The 16,144-nt window shown below is 74.4% G+C and carries 10 protein-coding genes and 2 pseudogenes; 8 read left to right on the top strand and 4 right to left on the bottom strand.

Annotated features, from left to right (window positions below; translation table 11 throughout):
- Window positions 1-210: 210 nt before the first annotated feature.
- Together AB0O01_RS03040 and AB0O01_RS03035 are read right to left on the bottom strand one after the other, a co-directional pair.
- Window positions 211-2,764 (bottom strand): annotated as a pseudogene (locus tag AB0O01_RS03040) (SpoIIE family protein phosphatase).
- 305 nt (window positions 2,765-3,069) lie between these two features.
- Window positions 3,070-3,936 (bottom strand): fructosamine kinase family protein, encoded by an 867-nt coding sequence (locus tag AB0O01_RS03035; RefSeq protein ID WP_365310375.1) that lies wholly within the window; start codon window positions 3,934-3,936, stop codon window positions 3,070-3,072.
- A 518-nt stretch (window positions 3,937-4,454) separates the two neighbouring features.
- Here AB0O01_RS03035 and AB0O01_RS03030 point away from each other — a divergent pair.
- The 3 genes from AB0O01_RS03030 to AB0O01_RS03020 all read left to right on the top strand — a co-directional run bounded on the left by AB0O01_RS03030 (window position 4,455) and on the right by AB0O01_RS03020 (window position 10,027).
- Window positions 4,455-6,683 carry a discoidin domain-containing protein gene (locus AB0O01_RS03030; protein ID WP_365310373.1) on the top strand — a complete coding sequence of 743 codons (2,229 nt, stop codon included), beginning with the start codon at window positions 4,455-4,457 and terminating at the stop codon, window positions 6,681-6,683.
- Between the two features lie 290 nt (window positions 6,684-6,973).
- A complete protein-coding gene (locus AB0O01_RS03025; RefSeq protein ID WP_365310371.1) occupies window positions 6,974-8,545 on the top strand; it encodes an amidohydrolase in 1,572 nt (523 codons plus the stop codon).
- Window positions 8,546-8,761: 216 nt separating this feature from the next.
- The gene (locus tag AB0O01_RS03020; protein WP_365310497.1) at window positions 8,762-10,027 is read left to right on the top strand and encodes a phytase; all 1,266 of its coding nucleotides are present in this window, start codon (window positions 8,762-8,764) and stop codon (window positions 10,025-10,027) included.
- Between the two features lie 236 nt (window positions 10,028-10,263).
- On the opposite strand, the gene AB0O01_RS03015 is transcribed toward AB0O01_RS03020, so the two are convergent.
- A complete protein-coding gene (locus AB0O01_RS03015) occupies window positions 10,264-11,322 on the bottom strand; it encodes a medium chain dehydrogenase/reductase family protein (protein WP_365310369.1) in 1,059 nt (352 codons plus the stop codon).
- A 161-nt stretch (window positions 11,323-11,483) separates the two neighbouring features.
- Complete coding sequence (locus AB0O01_RS03010) at window positions 11,484-12,050, bottom strand: TetR/AcrR family transcriptional regulator (RefSeq protein WP_365310367.1); 567 nt, start codon at window positions 12,048-12,050, stop codon at window positions 11,484-11,486.
- Between the two features lie 118 nt (window positions 12,051-12,168).
- Between AB0O01_RS03010 and AB0O01_RS03005 the strand changes: the two genes are divergently transcribed.
- From AB0O01_RS03005 to AB0O01_RS02985, 5 genes and pseudogenes are all read left to right on the top strand, one after another.
- A complete protein-coding gene (locus AB0O01_RS03005; protein ID WP_365310365.1) occupies window positions 12,169-12,582 on the top strand; it encodes a VOC family protein in 414 nt (137 codons plus the stop codon).
- A gap of 127 nt (window positions 12,583-12,709) precedes the next feature.
- Window positions 12,710-13,855: an alpha/beta hydrolase gene (locus tag AB0O01_RS03000; RefSeq protein WP_365310363.1), complete on the top strand. Its 1,146-nt coding sequence runs from the start codon at window positions 12,710-12,712 to the stop codon at window positions 13,853-13,855.
- Window positions 13,856-13,995: 140 nt separating this feature from the next.
- Window positions 13,996-15,438: a glyceraldehyde-3-phosphate dehydrogenase gene (locus AB0O01_RS02995; protein WP_365310495.1), complete on the top strand. Its 1,443-nt coding sequence runs from the start codon at window positions 13,996-13,998 to the stop codon at window positions 15,436-15,438.
- Window positions 15,389-15,877: pseudogene (locus AB0O01_RS02990) on the top strand (MFS transporter); the annotation flags it as partial. The gene AB0O01_RS02995 and the pseudogene AB0O01_RS02990, both read left to right, overlap by 50 nt.
- Window positions 15,878-15,918: 41 nt before the next feature.
- A complete protein-coding gene (locus tag AB0O01_RS02985) occupies window positions 15,919-16,137 on the top strand; it encodes a hypothetical protein (RefSeq protein WP_365310361.1) in 219 nt (72 codons plus the stop codon).
- Window positions 16,138-16,144: the final 7 nt, after the last annotated feature.

The raw sequence follows: 16,144 nt of genomic DNA, 5'->3' as shown, positions 1-16,144 counted from the left end.
GTCGGGGTGGGGCCGGGGGTATCGGTGGGGTGGGGGATGGCGGTGGTTCCGGTGGTAGCGCTAGTACCAGTGGTCGCGGTGGTTCCTGTGGTTCCGGTAGTACCGGTGGTCGCGGTGGTTCCGGTGGTGTCGGTCGTATCGCCGGGGTGGGTGGTGGCAGAGGGGTCAGTGGTCTCATGGGCGGTCCGTACGGTCCGGGCTCATCCGGGTTCATGGGCGGGGCCGGTCCTCCGTGCGGCGGGCCGCCAGGAGGAGGGCGATGTCGTCGGGGCGGTCGGCGGTGTGCCGGGTCGCCGCGGTGAGCCGGTCGGCGACCGCCGCCAGCCAGCGGGTCCCCGGGCGGCTCGCGGGGGTGCCGCCCCGGGCGAGGGCGATGCGCAGGGCCCCGATGCCGTCGTCGATGTCCAGGCCGGGCCGTTCCACCAGCCCGTCGGTGTAGAGCGCGAGGATCGCGCCGGGCTCCATCGTCACCTCCTCGACCGGATACCGCGCGTCGCCGAGCACCCCGAGGACCACCCCGGCCGGGGTGTCCAGCCGGCGGGTGCGGCCGTCCGGGTGGCGCAGCAAGGGCGGCGGATGGCCCGCGCGGGCGATCCGGGCCCGCCCGGTGGCCGGATCCAGCCGTACGTAGCAGCAACTGGCGAACTGGCCCGGGTCCAGGTCGATGAGCAGCCGGTTGGTGCCCTGGAGCACCTCGTCGGGCGGGCGGTCGTCCAGCGCGAACGCCCGCACCGCGCTGCGCAACTGCCCCATCGTGGCCGCCGCCTGCACCCCGTGCCCCTGGACGTCGCCGATCACCAGCGCGACCCCGTCGCCCGCCTCCACCGCGTCGTACCAGTCGCCGCCCACGTCCATGCCCTGGGTGCCCGGCAGATAGCGGCCCGCGGTCTCCACCTCGGGGTGGGCGGACAGCCGGCGGGGCAGCAGCGCCTGCTGGAGCCCCCGGGCGAGCGCGGCCTCGGTCTCGTAGCGCTGGGCCTTCTCCATGGCGTGGGCGATCAGTCCGGCTAGGGCGGTGAGCACCGTGCGCTCCTCGGTGCTGAAGCGGCGCTCGCGGTCGAAGCCGAGGATGCAGGAGCCGACCCGGCGGCCGGAGGCGATCAGCGGGAGGAAGGCGCGGGCGCCGTCCATGGTGTCCAGGGGGATGCCGGGGTAGGCGGCGGCCAGTTCCCGCATCGAGTCGAAGAACATCGGTTTGCCGGTGGTGAGGGTCTCCACGCCGGGCAGCCGGACGTCCAGGCCCACCCCGTCGAACTGGTCGAGGAACCCCTCCGGGAAGCCCGCCTCCCAGGCCAGGTAGAGATGCCGGTCCTGGAGGAGGTAGATCGCGAGGCGGCGTCCGCCGAACGCGGGCAGCAGCTCCTGCATCACCACCGCCGACACCTGCCGGGCGGTCGCCGCCTCGGACAGCGCGATGGCCAGCACGATCGGCCGGTACAGGGGGGCGGCGGGGGCCGGGACGGGGGCTGGGGCGGGCGAGTGGGCCGGGTCGGCGGCCGGTGCGCCGGGCGGCGCGTCGGGTACGGCTGTGGCGGGTCCGGCGGGGCTTCCGGCCACCCGGTTGGACGGTACGACGGTGCAGGTCAGCACCTCCCGGCCGGGGTGCACGGAGAAGGCCAGCCAGTCGCCGCCGGTGCCCTCGCCGTCCGGCGCCGGGGGCCGTTCGGCGTGGAAGTGCACCGGGTCCGGCGACAGCAGGGCGGTGCGCAGATGGTCCTCGCAGACCGGCTGGGCGAGCCAGGGCACCGCCTCCCACAGACAGCGGCCGGTGAGCCCGCCGGGGGCGACACCGAGCAGTTCCTCGGCGCGCGGGTTGGTGTAGCCGACGTACCCGAGGCGGTCGACGCAGAAGACGCCCTGGGGCAGCGGGTCGGCGGCCTGCCCGGCCATCGAGCCGCCGTCCACGATCAGGCCGTGCACCAGGCGTGAGCCGTCCGGGGGCCAGAGGTCGACCAGGCGTAAGGAGCCGCCCGCCACGCGGACCGGCAGCGGCTCGGCGGGCGGTTTGCCGTGTGCCGCGTCCCGCAGCACGGCGGCCAGTCGTCGCGCGTCCGGCCCGGCGAGACCGCGGAGCAGCGCCTCCTCCGTCTCCGGCGGCGGCCCGGCCACCGGCCCCAGCAGCGCGCGTACGGCCTCGTCCACCGCGACCGCCCCGGTGACGGGGTCCCAGGTGAACCGGCCGATCCGCGCGGTGGGGGGCGGCGCGGTCGGCGGGCGGGTGCTCAGCGGCGGGGCGTCCCAGACGGGCGGTGTCGCGGGGGCTGTTCCGGCGGGTGTCCCGGCGCGGGCCAGGGCGCGCAGGCGTCCGCCCAGCTCCTCGGCCAGCCGGGACAGCCGGTCCCGTTCGGCCAGCAGGCCCGTCGCGTCCGTCACGGGCGGCAGCAGGGCGGTGAAGGCGCCGCAGACCTCGCCCGGACCCGGCACGGGAAACGCTGAGCACCCCGAAGGGGAACGGCAGGGCCGCCGCGAACTGCGGATAGCGCCGCATCGTCTCCGTGGCGTTCGGCAGCACGATCTGGACGCCGAGCCGGAAGGTGTCCGCGATCGGCACCGGGCGATTGGCGTGCACCTGCCACCAAGGGCGGAACAGGGGACCGGGGACACCGGTCAGCGCGGCCAGCCGCAGTATCTCCGGGTCGGCGGAGCGCAGGTACAGGCCCACGACACGCGCGCCCACCACCTCCGCCGCCTCCGCCGCGGCCTCCGTCAGCAGCGCGGCCAGCCGGTCAGGTGTCCTGTGCGGGTCCTCGGCGCTCGCAGTCATCCGGCCCTACCTCGTCCCTGCGCCGCGCAGGCGACACCGCAAGAATGCGCCACCCGCCGCCGCCTCCGCACCCCGACGCGCATCCACGCCCCCCTCGGGCCTGTCGTCACGCTTCCCCCGCCGGGGGATGCCGTGCAGGCGCGCGATCCCCCGGGGGACCCCGCGCAGGCACGCACCGTACCGGTTCTCCGCCCGTCGCGCGGGCGGTCGGGCAGGATCCTCCAGCACGGGTGCCCGGCACCGGAACCCCTGGGACGCGAGGAGCGGGATCGGCGGCCGGTTCGGGGGCGGGTTTGGCGGCCGGATCAGCCGTCAAGTGCCGCGCGTGCCGCCGCCATCGTCCGGCCCGCGTACGCCCGCCCGAACAGCACCACATGGACCAACAGCGGGAAGAGCTGGTGCAGGGGGACGCGGCCGGGCCAGCCGTCGGCCAGGGGGGCCCGCTCCTGGTAGCCCTCCAGCACGGCGTCCAGATGCGGGCAGCCGAACAGGTCCAGCATCGCGAGATCCGTCTCGCGGTGGCCGCCGTGCGCCGCCGGGTCGATCAGCCACGCGTGGCCGTCGGTGCCCCAGAGCACATTGCCGTTCCACAGGTCGCCGTGCAGCCGCGCGGGCGGTTCGGCGGGGCCCGCCAGCTCCGGCAGCCGCGCGCAGACCCGTTCCACCACCCGTCCCTCGGCCGCGCCGAGCGTCCCCCGGTCCACCGCGCTCCGCAGATAGGGCAGCACCCGCTCGGCGGCATACCATTCCGGCCACGCCCCGGCCGGGCTGTTCCGCATCGGCGCCAGCCCGATGTACGCCTCGCGCGGCCCGCCCGGCGGTGGAGCCCCGAACGCGGGCGCCCCGGCTCCGTGCAGTGCCGCGAGGTCCCGCCCGAACCGCAGGGCCGCCGCGACGCCGGGCGGGCCGGAGTCGACCCGCTCGGTCACCAGCCACTCCCCGTCAAGACCCAGCACCGCCGGTACCCGTACCGTCCCGGCGTCCGCCAGCCAGCGCAGTCCCGCCGCCTCGGCGCGGACCGCGTCCGGGCCCGTACCCCGCTTGGCCATCACCGGGCGGCCGTCGTCGAGACCGGCCTCGGCGACCGCCCCGGACACCGCGCGCACCCGCTCGACCCGCCGTCCGGTCAGCCGCCGGACCGCTGCCGCGACCTCCTCGTCCGTGCCGCTCAAGGTCCCGGGACCCTCCTCCGCTCGGCGCCGTCCGGCCCAGCGTAGGCAGCGCCGGGGCCGCGTTCCATGAGCGGTTCTCCCGGCCCTGGCGCATCGGGGTGCGGCGGGGACGGGGTGGTGCGCGGGAGGCGCCCGGCGCACGCGGATCGCACCGGGTCCGTCCCGGGTCCGTCCCGGGTCCGGCCCGCAACCGGCCCGGATCCGCACCGATCCGCACCGAATCCGTCCCGGGGGCTTGCCGGATGGTTGCGTCATCACTTAAATCATGTCTTGAAGTAAGCCGCGTGGGTGAGGTGTCCGGACGCTGCCGGGACGCCGCAGCCCGCTGTCCGGCGTGCCGCGAACCCCGCCGCATGCCCCGCATGCCCCGCATGCTCCCTACGCGCACGGCCCCGGCCGCAGGGCCGCCACCACCATCGGCGCACAGCGCACCAGAGCCCCGCAGGGCACCCCGCGTGCCCCGGCGGGGCCGGACCCGCACACCCCCAAGTCACCTCACGCCCCACCGGAGGAGCCGCATGAGACGCACGGTGAGACAGCAGACGAGAACCGGGACGAGAAACGCGATCGGCAGCCGGGTGGGGAGGCGGACGCGGCTCGGGTGCCTGGGTGCCGTGCTCGCCGCCACCGCCGGGCTCGTCACCCTGCCCCCCACCGCCGCCACCGCGGCGGTCGCCGCCGACGCGGCCGTCGCCTGTGACACCGCCGACGCCGCCCGGGGCCGACCCGCCACCGCCTCCTCCGTCGAGCACGCGGGCACCCCCGCGTCCGCCGCGTTCGACGGGGACGCCGGGACCCGCTGGTCCAGCCAGTTCAGTGACCCGCAGTGGGTCCAGGTCGACCTGGGGTCGGTGAAGGACCTGTGCCGGATCGACCTGACCTGGGAGACCGCCCACGCCCGCGACTTCACCTTCCAGACCTCCACCGACGGACAGAGCTGGACGACCCTGCGGACCGTCACCGGCGGGACCGGCGGACAGGTGTCCTACGACGTGGCCGGATCGGGCCGCCACCTCCGGGTGCACGGCACCGCCCGCGCCACCCAGTGGGGCTACTCCCTGTGGGACGTGGCCGTGCACACCACCACGGACGGCACCGGACCCATCGAGGGCGGCGGCGACCTCGGACCGAACGTCATCGTCATGGACCCCTCCACACCGGGGATCCAGCAGAGGTTCGACGAGGTCTTCGCCCGGCAGGAGTCCGACCAGTTCGGCTCCGGCCGCTACCAGTTCCTGCTGAAGCCGGGCACCTACAACGGCATCAACGCCCAGCTCGGCTTCTACACCTCGGTCTCCGGCCTCGGACTCAACCCCGACGACACCCAGATCAACGGTGACATCACCGTCGACGCGGGCTGGTTCAACGGCAACGCCACCCAGAACTTCTGGCGCTCCGCCGAGAACCTCGCCCTCACCCCGGTCAACGGCACCGACCGCTGGGCCGTCGCCCAGGCCGCGCCGTTCCGCCGGATGCACGTCAAGGGCGGCCTCAACCTCGCCCCCAACGGCTACGGCTGGGCCTCCGGCGGCTACATCGCGGACTCGAAGATCGACGGCACCGTGGGCCCGTACTCCCAGCAGCAGTGGTACACCCGCGACAGCTCGGTGGGCGGCTGGACCAACGGCGTCTGGAACCACACCTTCACCGGCGTCGAGGGCGCCCCGGCCACCAACTTCGACACCGGCCCCTACACCACCATGGACACCACCCCGATCTCCCGCGAGAAGCCGTTCCTGTACCTGGACGGCGGGGAGTACAAGGTGCGCGTGCCCGCCAAGCGCACCAACGCGCGCGGGGTCTCCTGGCCCGCCAACGCGGGCGGGACGTCACTGCCGCTGGACCGCTTCTACGTCGTCAGGCCCGGCGCCACCGCCACCACCATCAACGCCGCCCTCGCCCAGGGCCTCCACCTGCTCTTCACCCCGGGCGTCTACCACCTCGACCGGACCATCCAGGTGAACCGCGCCGACACCGTGGTCCTCGGCCTCGGTCTCGCCACCCTCGTCCCGGACAACGGCATCGACGCCCTGCATGTCGCCGACGTGGACGGCGTCCGGCTCGCCGGGTTCCTGATCGACGCCGGGCCGGTCAGGTCCGACACCCTGCTGCGGGTCGGCGAACCCGGCTCCTCCGCCGACCACGCCGCCAACCCCACCACCGTCCAGGACGTCTTCATCCGGATCGGCGGCGCCGGACCCGGCCTCGCCACCGACTCCATGGTCATCAACAGCGACGACGTCCTGATCGACCACACCTGGATCTGGCGCGCCGACCACGGCGCGGGCGTCGGCTGGGAGACCAACCGCGCCGACTACGGCCTGCGGGTCAACGGCGACGACGTCCTCGCCACCGGCCTGTTCGTCGAACACTTCAACAAGTACGACGTCTACTGGAGCGGCGAACGCGGGCGGACCGTCTTCTTCCAGAACGAGAAGGCCTACGACGCCCCGAACGCCGCCGCCATCACCCATGACGGCATCGTCGGCTACGCGGCCTACAAGGTCGCCGACACGGTCACCACCCATGAGGCGTGGGCCCTGGGCAGCTACTCCAACTACACCTCCGATCCGAGCATCGTCCAGCACCACGGCTTCCAGGTCCCGGTGAGACCCGGGGTCCGGATGAACCATCTGATGGTTATCTCGCTGGGCGGCATGGGCCAGTACGCCCATGTCATCAATGACACCGGGGCACCGACCTCGGGCACCGGCACCATCCCCTCGAAGGTGACGCGCTTTCCCTGAGGGCCTCTGGTTGAGGGGCTCAGGTTGAGGGGCTCTGGGTGAGGGGCTTTCCCTGACGGGCTCTCCTTGACGGGTTTCCCCTGGCGCGCTCAGTGCGCCGGCCGCCGTGCCCCGGACCCGCCCCAGCGTGACGGGTCCGGGGCACGGCCCCGCTCCGCCGCGCGACGGCACACCGGGCATGCTGGGACCGTCGGCCGGCACAGGCCGGCACCGGCCGCACCGACGCGCCAACCGCACCGACGCGTCAGCCGCACCACCGCACCTCCGCACCGCGCAAGGGAGCCCACCGCATGCCCACCGCCGACCTGATCCTCGCCGGCGCCCGAGTCCGCACCCTCGACCCCGCCCGGCCCGCCGCCACCGCCGTCGCCGTCACCGGCGGTCTGATCAGCGGGGTCGGCGACGAGGCGGACGTACGCGAGCTGCGCGGGCCCGGCACCGAGGTGATCCGGCTGGACGGCGCCCACCTCGTCCCCGGCCTCACCGACGCGCACAGCCACCCCGTCTGGGGCCTGGAGATGGCGACCGGCACCGATCTGTCCCGGGTCACCGACCTCGCCGCCCTGCGCGCCGCGCTCGCCGGGGCGGTCCGCGTCGACGGCTGGGTCCTCGGGTACGGCCTGGACCACAACGCCTTCGAGGGGCGGCCCGTCCACCGCGAGCTGATCGAGGACGTGCTCGGCGACACCCCGGCCTTCCTGCGCCTCTACGACGCCCACTCGGCACTCGCCTCCGGCGCCGCCCTCGCCGCCGCGGGCGTCACCGGGCCCCGTGACTTCGCCCAGCGCTCCGAGGTCGTCTGCGACAGCGCCGGACGCCCCACCGGCCATCTGGTGGAGCACGCCGCGATGGACCTGGTCACCGCCGTCCTGCCGCGCCCGTCCTACGCCGAGCGCCGCACCCGCCTGCTCGATCTGCTGGCCGCGATGGCCGCGACCGGTCTGACCGGCGCCCATGTCATGGACGGCGGCGACCTCGAACTGATCACCGCCGTCGCCGAGGAGACCGTCCTGCCGCTGCGGCTGCGGTTCGCCCCCTGGTGCATGCCCGGCACCGACCCGGACGGCCTGGCGGAACTGATCGCCCTCCAGGGCCGCGGCGGGCGCCACTGGACGGTCGGCGGCGTCAAGTTCTTCATGGACGGCACCGTCGAGGGCGGTACCGCCTGGCTGGAGCACCCCGACTGCCACGGCGAGGGCACCGACGCCTTCTGGCCCGACCCCGAGGCGTACGCCACGGCCGTACGGCATCTGCACGCGGCCGGAGTGCGCACCGCCACCCACGCCATCGGCGACGCGGCGGTGCGCAACGTCCTGGACGTGGTGGCCGGGCTCGGGCCGGGCGGGCGCGGCGCCCACCGGATCGAGCACATCGAGACCGTGCCGGACGAACTGCTGCCGCGCTTCGCCGCGCTGGACGTGGCCGCCTCGATGCAGCCGCCGCACGCCGCGTACACCCGCGCCGACGGCACCGACGAGTGGTCCCGCCGCCTCGGCGGGCCCCGCGCCGGGCGCGCCTGGCGGCTGCGGGACCTGCGGGACGCGGGCGCCACCGTCGCCCTCGGCTCGGACTGGCCCATCGCCTCCCACGACCCCCGCGCGGTCCTCGCCACCGCCCGCGCCCCCCGGGGCGCCGCCGCCCGCAGCGCCGGGCTGAGCGGCCTGGAGGCGCTGGAGGGCCTCACCACCCACGCGGCCCGCGCGGCGGGCGAGTCGGCGGTCGCCGGGCGGATCGCCGTCGGCCTCCGCGCCGACCTCACCGCGCTCGGGCTCGACCCGGTCGAGGCCCCGGCCGACGAGATCACCGAGGCGGAGGTCCGGCTGACGGTGAGCGGAGGACGGGTGACCCACCGGGCGGGGTGAACCGGGCCGTGCGGCGCACCCGTTGGGGGAGGCTTCGCCGGGCGTTCACCGGCCGTTGGGAACCCGGTTCGCGTCCGTCGGCCGCCCACCGAGAGGGTCGTCGCCGTCCGTCAACCACCCCAGAAGGGACCGACTGTGACGATGCGTCGGACACTGCGAGGCACCTGGCCGGCCCTCGGCGCGGCGCTGGCCACGGCCACGGCCACGGCCACGGCCATGACCGTGACTGTGACTGTGACCGCGGCCTGGGCGATGCCCGCCGCCGGGGCGACGCCCGCCGGGGCCGCCGCCCCGCCCGCCGTCCAGCCCCGTGCCGAGACGGCCGCCCTGTACGACGACGAGGCCGGCGGCAACGCCAACGCGGACGACCCGGCGATCTGGCGCAACCCCGCCGACCCGGACCGCAGCCTGGTCGTCGCCACCGCCAAGGAGGGCGGTCTGCGCGTCTACGACCTCGCCGCCCGCGAGGTCCAGTCCATCGCCGCCCCGCCCGCGCCCGGCGCGGACGACGCCCCCGGCCGCTTCAACAACGTCGACCTCGTCCTCGGCACCCGGCTGACCGGCGCCCGTGCCGACCTGGCCGTGGTCAGCGACCGGGGCCACGACCGGCTGCGGATCTACCGCGTCGACGGCGACCGCCCCGGCGCCCCCCTCAAGGACGTCACCGACCCGGCCGCCCGGCCCGTCTTCAACACCACCCAGGACGAGATCAACGAGCAGCGCACCGTCTACGGCCTCGCCACCTGGACCGACCCCCGCACCGGCCGCTCCTACGCGCTGGTCAGCCGCCGCAGTGACACCCGGCTCGCGCTCCTGGAACTGACCCCGGGCAGGGACGGCACGGTCGGCTACCGCACCGTCCGCACCCTGACCCTCCCCGCCGCCTTCCCCCTCCCCGACGGCACCACCTGGACCCCCTGCGGCGAGCCCGGCGAACTCCCGCAGGTCGAGGGCATGGTCGTCGACCCCGCCAACGGCACGCTCTACGCCGGTCAGGAGGACGTCGGCATCTGGCGGCTGAGCGCCGACCTGAAGGGCCGTCCCGTCCTCATGGACAAGGTCCGGGAGTTCGGCGTGCCCGGCACCTACGACGAGGAGACCGAGGAGTGCGTCCCGGGCGCCGACCCGGGCTTCGGCGGTGAGCATCTGGCCGCCGATGTCGAGGGCCTCACCCTCCTGGACCGGCCCGCCCGGCTGCTCGCCTCCGGCCAGGGCGACAACACCTTCGTCGCCTACGACCGCGAGGTCAGCACCGGCAACGCCTACCGGGCCGCCTTCCGGATCACCGCCGCCTCGGCCACCCTGGACGGCTCGGAGGTCTGCGACGGCGCCGCCGTCCTGGACGCCCCCCTCGGCAAGCGCTACCCGAAGGGACTCCTCGTCGTCCAGGACGGCCAGGAGACCCCGGCGGCGGGCGACCGCGAGTCCACCGGCTTCAAGTATGTCGATCTGCGGGATGTGAAGGGGGTGGTGGGCGGCTGACGCCAGGGGTTGGGGGCGGGGGAGGAGGGGTGCGCCGCCGATACCGGGTGGCGGCCGGTCCGCCGGCGTGGCTGTGCGGTGGGTCCACCGGCACGGCCGGGCCGCGGCCTTCCGCCCCACCGCCCGGTGGCCCGGCGGCGCACGGCGCGGCTGCCCGCCGGGTTGTCCGGGGTGACACCCACCCCGCACGGGGTGACACCCACCCCGGACAACCCGGCGCCCCGGCGCTCCCCGCGTCACGCCTCCCCCCTGATCACCACCTTCCCGACCGCCGCCCCCGACTCCGCGTACCGCAGGGCCTCGGGCGCCTCGGTCAGGGGGAACGCGCGGTCCACCTTCGCCTCGATCCCGCCGGAGCGCAGCAGCGCGAACACCCGCTCCAGGTCCGCGCGCAGCCCGGCCCGGTAGCGCTCGGGGCGGCGCGCCTTCCCGGCCCACAGGTTGAAGAAGTGCGCCCCGCGCCCGTTCGGCAGCGCGTTCCACAGCGCCAGCCTCGCCACCAGCCGGAGCACCGTCAGCGTGCCGTTGCCCGCCCGGTCCCGGGTGGAGGCGCTGCCGTAGGAGACGAGGGTGCCGCCCGGGGCCAGCATCCGCCAGGAGTCCTTGACGCCCTCGCCGCCCACATGGTCGAAGACCGCGGCCACTCCGTGCGGGGCCAGCTCGCGCACCCGGGCGAGGACATCGCCCCGGTAGTCGACCGGCTCGGCGCCCATCGCGGCCACCGCCTCCTGATGGCGGGCGGACGCGGTGCCGATCACCCGGACGCCATGGGCGCGGGCCAGTTGCACCAGCACGCTGCCCACCCCGCCGTTCGCCCCGTGCACCATCACCGTGTCGCCGGAGCGGACGCGGGCCGTGCGGAACAGCATCCGCCAGGCCGTCGCCCCGTTGGTCACCAGCGACACGGCGTCGGCGGCGCCGACCCCGTCCGGCACCGGCACCAGATCGCAGGTGTCCAGCAGCATCCGGTCCGCCCAGCCGCCGGTCCTGGTGAGCGCGGCGACCCGCGCGCCCACGGCGACCCCGGGCCGCCCCGGCCACTCGCGCACCGGCGGGCCCAGTTCCTCGACCACGCCGACGACGTCGTAGCCCGGGACGAAGGGGAACGCCGGCATGTCGTAGTACGTGCCGCGGCGCATCTGCTGTTCGGCGAAGGAGACCCCGCTCGCCTCCATCCGCACCAGCGCCTGCCCCGGGCCGGACTGCGGCAGCTCCCGCACCCGGGTGAGGAGCGACTCGGGCTCCCCGACGCCCGGCAGGACGACCTCGGTGGCCTGGATGACGGTGTTGTTCATGATGTCCTCCGACGTGGCTCGCAAGGTGAGAGGGATGGATGTGCGAGCGATTGATGTGAGAGTGGTTGATATGAGAATGAGAGTGGTTGACCACTCATTCTCTCGGTCCGGAAAAGGGCGACGGGTCGGGAGGGCCGACCGGTCGCCCGGGGCGGGAGGCGTCAGTAGTGCGTGATGCCCGCCGCCAGGGTGCGGATCCACGGGCCGTCGAGGTCGTCGGCGTCGAGGGCCACGATCAGATGGCAGAGCATGCCCGTCGCGAAGAACCGCTGGACCTGCTCGGCGCTGCCGCCGGACGCGCCCCGCACATACTCCACCGCTCGCGCGTACCCGGCCCGTACCGCCGCGCGCACCGCGGGCTCGGAGACCGCCGCCGCCTGGGCGTGCAACTGGACCATCAGCAGGTCCTTGTCGCTGATCAGCCGGGCGTAGGAATCGCCCATCGAGTCGAGCACCGCCTCCGGCGCACTGCTCGTCGCCCGCGCCGCGCCCTCCTCGAAGGCCGCCCGCACCCGGACGAAGCAGTGCTCGACCACCGCCGTGAACAGCGCCTCCTTGTTCGGGAAGAGCCGGTAGACGTACGCCTGCGAGATGCCGGCCGCCTTCGCGACCTCCGAGGTCGTGGTGCCGAAGTAGCCCCGGGCCGCGAACGCCCCGATGGCGGTCCGCAGCACGGTCTCCCGGCGTTCCTCGGCGGTGGAGAGTCGACGCTGTTCCGTGGTGGCCATGTGAGTACTCAATCACTCACACTTGCCCCTGTCAACGGCCGGCCGCGCCCGGGACACCGCCCCGGGCGCTGCGTACGGTGGGAGCAGCACCGGCCCGACCCTTGCCAGGAGGCATGCGATGACGGGTGAACCGAGCTTCTTCGAGATCGGCGTGGACGACCCCGAGCGGGGGCGGGCCTTCTACGGGGCGCTCTTCGGCTGGGACCTCGGGCGCGGCCCGAGCGGACACGGTTACACGATCGGCACTCCGGGGCTGCCCGGCGGGATGCACGGCGGGGACCGGGGCGCCTCGCCGTACCTCTTCTTCCGCGTGGACGACCTGGACGCGGCCGTCGCCCGGGTGCTGGCCCTCGGCGGCACCACCGAGGAACTCGGCGATGAGGGCGGGGAGGGCGACGAGGGCGATGAGGGTGACGAGGGTGATGCGGGCGGGGAGGATCCCGACTCCGTCGCCCGCTTCGGGCGCTTCAAGCTCTGCCGCGACGACCAGGGCTCGGCCTTCGGCCTCCACGAACCCCCCGCGCCCCGCTGACTCCGCCGTCCGGGCGACTTGCCGGAACGGCAACACCCTTCGCGTGGGCCCGGCCCCCCGCCGCAGGATCGACCCCGGCGGCGCGTCCCGAGCCGCCCGAGCCCGGCCACGGCCCCGGAGGATCACCATGCCCGCAGCACCCGTCCCCGCAACGCCCGTCCCCGCGCCCGCCTCCACCCTCACCCACCGCCTCCTCCCCACCCCCGCCGGCCGGACCCACCTGGTGGAGCAGGGCGACGGACCCCTCGTCCTGCTCGTCCACGGCTTCCCCGAGGGCTGGTACTCCTGGCGTCACCAACTCCCCGCCCTGGCCGGGGCCGGATACCGGGCAGCCGCCCTCGACGTCCGCGGCTACGGCCGCTCCTCGCGCCCCGCCGATCCCGGCGCGTACCGGATGCTGGACCTGGTGGCGGACGCCGTCGCCGTGGTCGAGGGACTCGGTGAGCGGTCGGCGGTGATCGTCGGTCACGACTGGGGCGCGAACATCGCCGCGACCGCCGCGCTGCTGCACCCGGACGTCTTCCACGCGGTCGCCCTGCTGAGCGTCCCCTACAGCCCGCCCGGCGGGCCCCGCCCCAGCGAGATCTTCGCGGCGATGGGCGGCGCGGGGGAGGGCCGGGAGGGGGAGAGCCAGGAGAGCCGCGAAGGCCGTGAGGGGGAGGGGCGTGAGGGTCGGGAAGGGGAGAGCCGCGAAGGCCGTGAAGGGGAGGGGCGCGAGGGTCGGGAAGGGGAAGGGCGCGAGGAGTTCTACGTCTCCTACTTCCAGACCCCCGGCCGTGCCGAGCGCGAGATCGAACCCGATGTGCGGGGCTGGCTGGCCGGCTTCTACGCCGCCCTCTCCGCCGGAACCATGCCCGGCCCGCAGGCCCCCTCGCCGTACTTCGTCACCCCCGGCGGCACCCTGCGCGACCGCTTCCCGGCGCCCGGCGTCCGGCCCGCCTGGCTCGGTGACGCGGAGCTGGATGCCTTCGCCGCCGAGTTCGAGCGCACCGGCCTCACCGGCGCCCTCAACCGCTACCGGAACATGGACCGCGACTGGGCCGACCTCGCCCCGTACGCCGGTGCCCCGATCACCCGGCCGTCCCTCTTCCTCGGCGGCGCCCTCGACGCCTCCCTGACCTGGCTCGCCCCCGCGATCGAGGCGTACCCGCACACCCTGCCCGCGCTGGCCGGGTCGCACATCCTGGACGGCGCCGGACACTTCGTCCAGCAGGAGCGGCCGGACGAGGTCAACCGGCTGCTGGTGAGCTGGCTGACGGGGCTGGGGCACTGACGCGGCCGAGGGCCGGGAGCGGGCCCCCCACGGCGGCCGAAACCGGCCGGGCTACCATATGAGCGCCTCCTAGCTCGAAAGATACGCCTGTGACTGCGCCTGCGACTGCCCACGACGAATCGTCCAACGACGAGACGCCGATCAACGACGAGACGTTCACCAACTGGAAGACCCGCGAGGAGATCGCGGAGTCGATGATCCCGATCATCGGGAAGCTCCAGCGCGAGCGGGACGTGACCGTGCTGCTGCACAGCCGTTCCCTGGTGAACAAGTCGGTGGTGAGCATCCTCAAGACCCATCGGTTCGCCCGTCAGATAGCCGGTGAGGAACTGTCGGTCACCGACACCATGCCGTTCCTCCAGGCGCTCACCACGCTCGACCTCGGTCCCTCCCAGATCGACCTCGGCATGCTCGCCGCGACCTACCGCGCCGACAGCCGGGGGCTGGGCGTCGCGGAGTTCACCGCCGAGGAGGTCGCCGGGGCGACCGGCGCCCACAAGATCGAGTGCCGTGAGCCCCGCGATGTCGTCCTGTACGGCTTCGGCCGGATCGGCCGGCTCGTCGCCCGGCTGCTGATCGAGAAGACCGGCTCCGGCAACGGGCTGCGGCTGCGCGCCATCGTCGTCCGCGACAGCGGCGGCCAGGACCTGGTGAAGCGCGCCTCACTGCTGCGCCGCGACTCCATCCACGGCCCGTTCCACGGCACCATCACGGTGGACGAGGCGAGCAGCACCATCGTCGCCAACGGCAACGAGATCAAGGTCATCTACGCGAACAGCCCGGCCGAGGTGGACTACACCGCGTACGGCATCAAGAACGCCATCCTGATCGACAACACCGGCAAGTGGCGCGACCGCGAGGGCCTCTCCAACCATCTGCGCCCCGGCATCGAGAAGGTCGTCCTCACCGCCCCCGGCAAGGGCGACGTCCCGAACATCGTGCACGGCGTCAACCACGACACGATCAAGCCGGACGAGCGGATCCTGTCCTGCGCCTCCTGCACCACCAACGCGATCGTGCCGCCGCTGAAGGCGATGGACGACGAGTACGGCGTGCTGCGCGGGCACGTGGAGACCGTCCACTCGTTCACCAACGACCAGAATCTGCTGGACAACTACCACAAGTCGGACCGCCGGGGCCGTTCCGCGCCGCTCAACATGGTCATCACCGAGACCGGCGCCGCCTCCGCCGTCTCCAAGGCGCTGCCCGACCTCAAGGCCCGTATCACCGGCAGCTCGATCCGTGTGCCCGTCCCGGACGTCTCCATCGCCATCCTCAATCTCCAGCTCGCCCGGGAGACCACCCGCGAGGACGTCCTCGACCACCTCCGCGAGATCTCCCTGACCTCGCCGCTCAAGCGCCAGATCGACTTCATCACCGCCCCCGACGCCGTCTCCAGCGACTTCATCGGCTCCCGCCACGCCTCCGTGGTCGACGCGGGCGCCACCAAGGTCGAGGGCGACAACGCGATCCTCTACCTCTGGTACGACAACGAGTTCGGCTACTCCTGCCAGGTCATCCGGGTCGTCCAGCATGTCTCGGGCGTGGAGTATCCGACGTACCCGGCGGCCGTCACCGCCTAGCTCCCGACCCCCCGCCCGCCGCCCGTACGAGGTGGCCGACAACCGACCCGCCCGGTCCGGCCGCCTCGTACAGTCCCGGTCCGTGACAACCGCGACCCCGGCGGACCGTACGGTCCTGTGGCGCGACGGGCAGTTCCTGCTGCTCGCCCTGTGCGCGCTGGCGGTGGTCGCCGGGACCGCGACCGCGCTGTTCTCCCCGGCGATGGACGGAGTCGTCCCCCTGGTGGTGCCGAGGGAGTGGCTCCAGGAGGCCAACGGGCTGCTGCGGGTCGCCACCAACAGCTCGCTGCTGCTCGGCCTCGCCCTCTCCGGGGTCGTCGTGGCCCTGGTCGGCGCGGGCTGGGCGCTCGCCCTGAACGCGGTCTCGTTCGCCGTCAGCGCCCTGCTCACCGCCCGGCTGCGGATCGCCGGGCGCCCGCCGAAGCGGACCTCGGGATGGGCCGATCTGAGGGAGGAGTGGCGCGAGTTCGCCTCCCGGCGGTGGCTGTGGGTGGTCGTCGCCCAGTACGCGATTCCCTGGCCTTCGCCCCGCTCGGGCTGCTCGCGGCGGGCCCCGCCGCCGACGCCCACGGCACCGGGACGGCCCTCGTCGGCTGTGCCATCCTGGTGGTCGTCGCGACCGGCGCCGCCCTGCTTTCCCCGGCGGTCCGCACCCTGCGCGCCCCGGCCCCCGCCCCGATACCGGTCCCCGAGGGGTGACCCGGGG

Source organism: Streptomyces sp. NPDC093252, assembly GCF_040683675.1.
Lineage (GTDB): Bacteria > Actinomycetota > Actinomycetes > Streptomycetales > Streptomycetaceae > Streptomyces.
The sequence above is the reverse complement of the archived record's forward strand: the minus strand, read 5'-3'. Positions and strand labels throughout refer to the sequence as shown.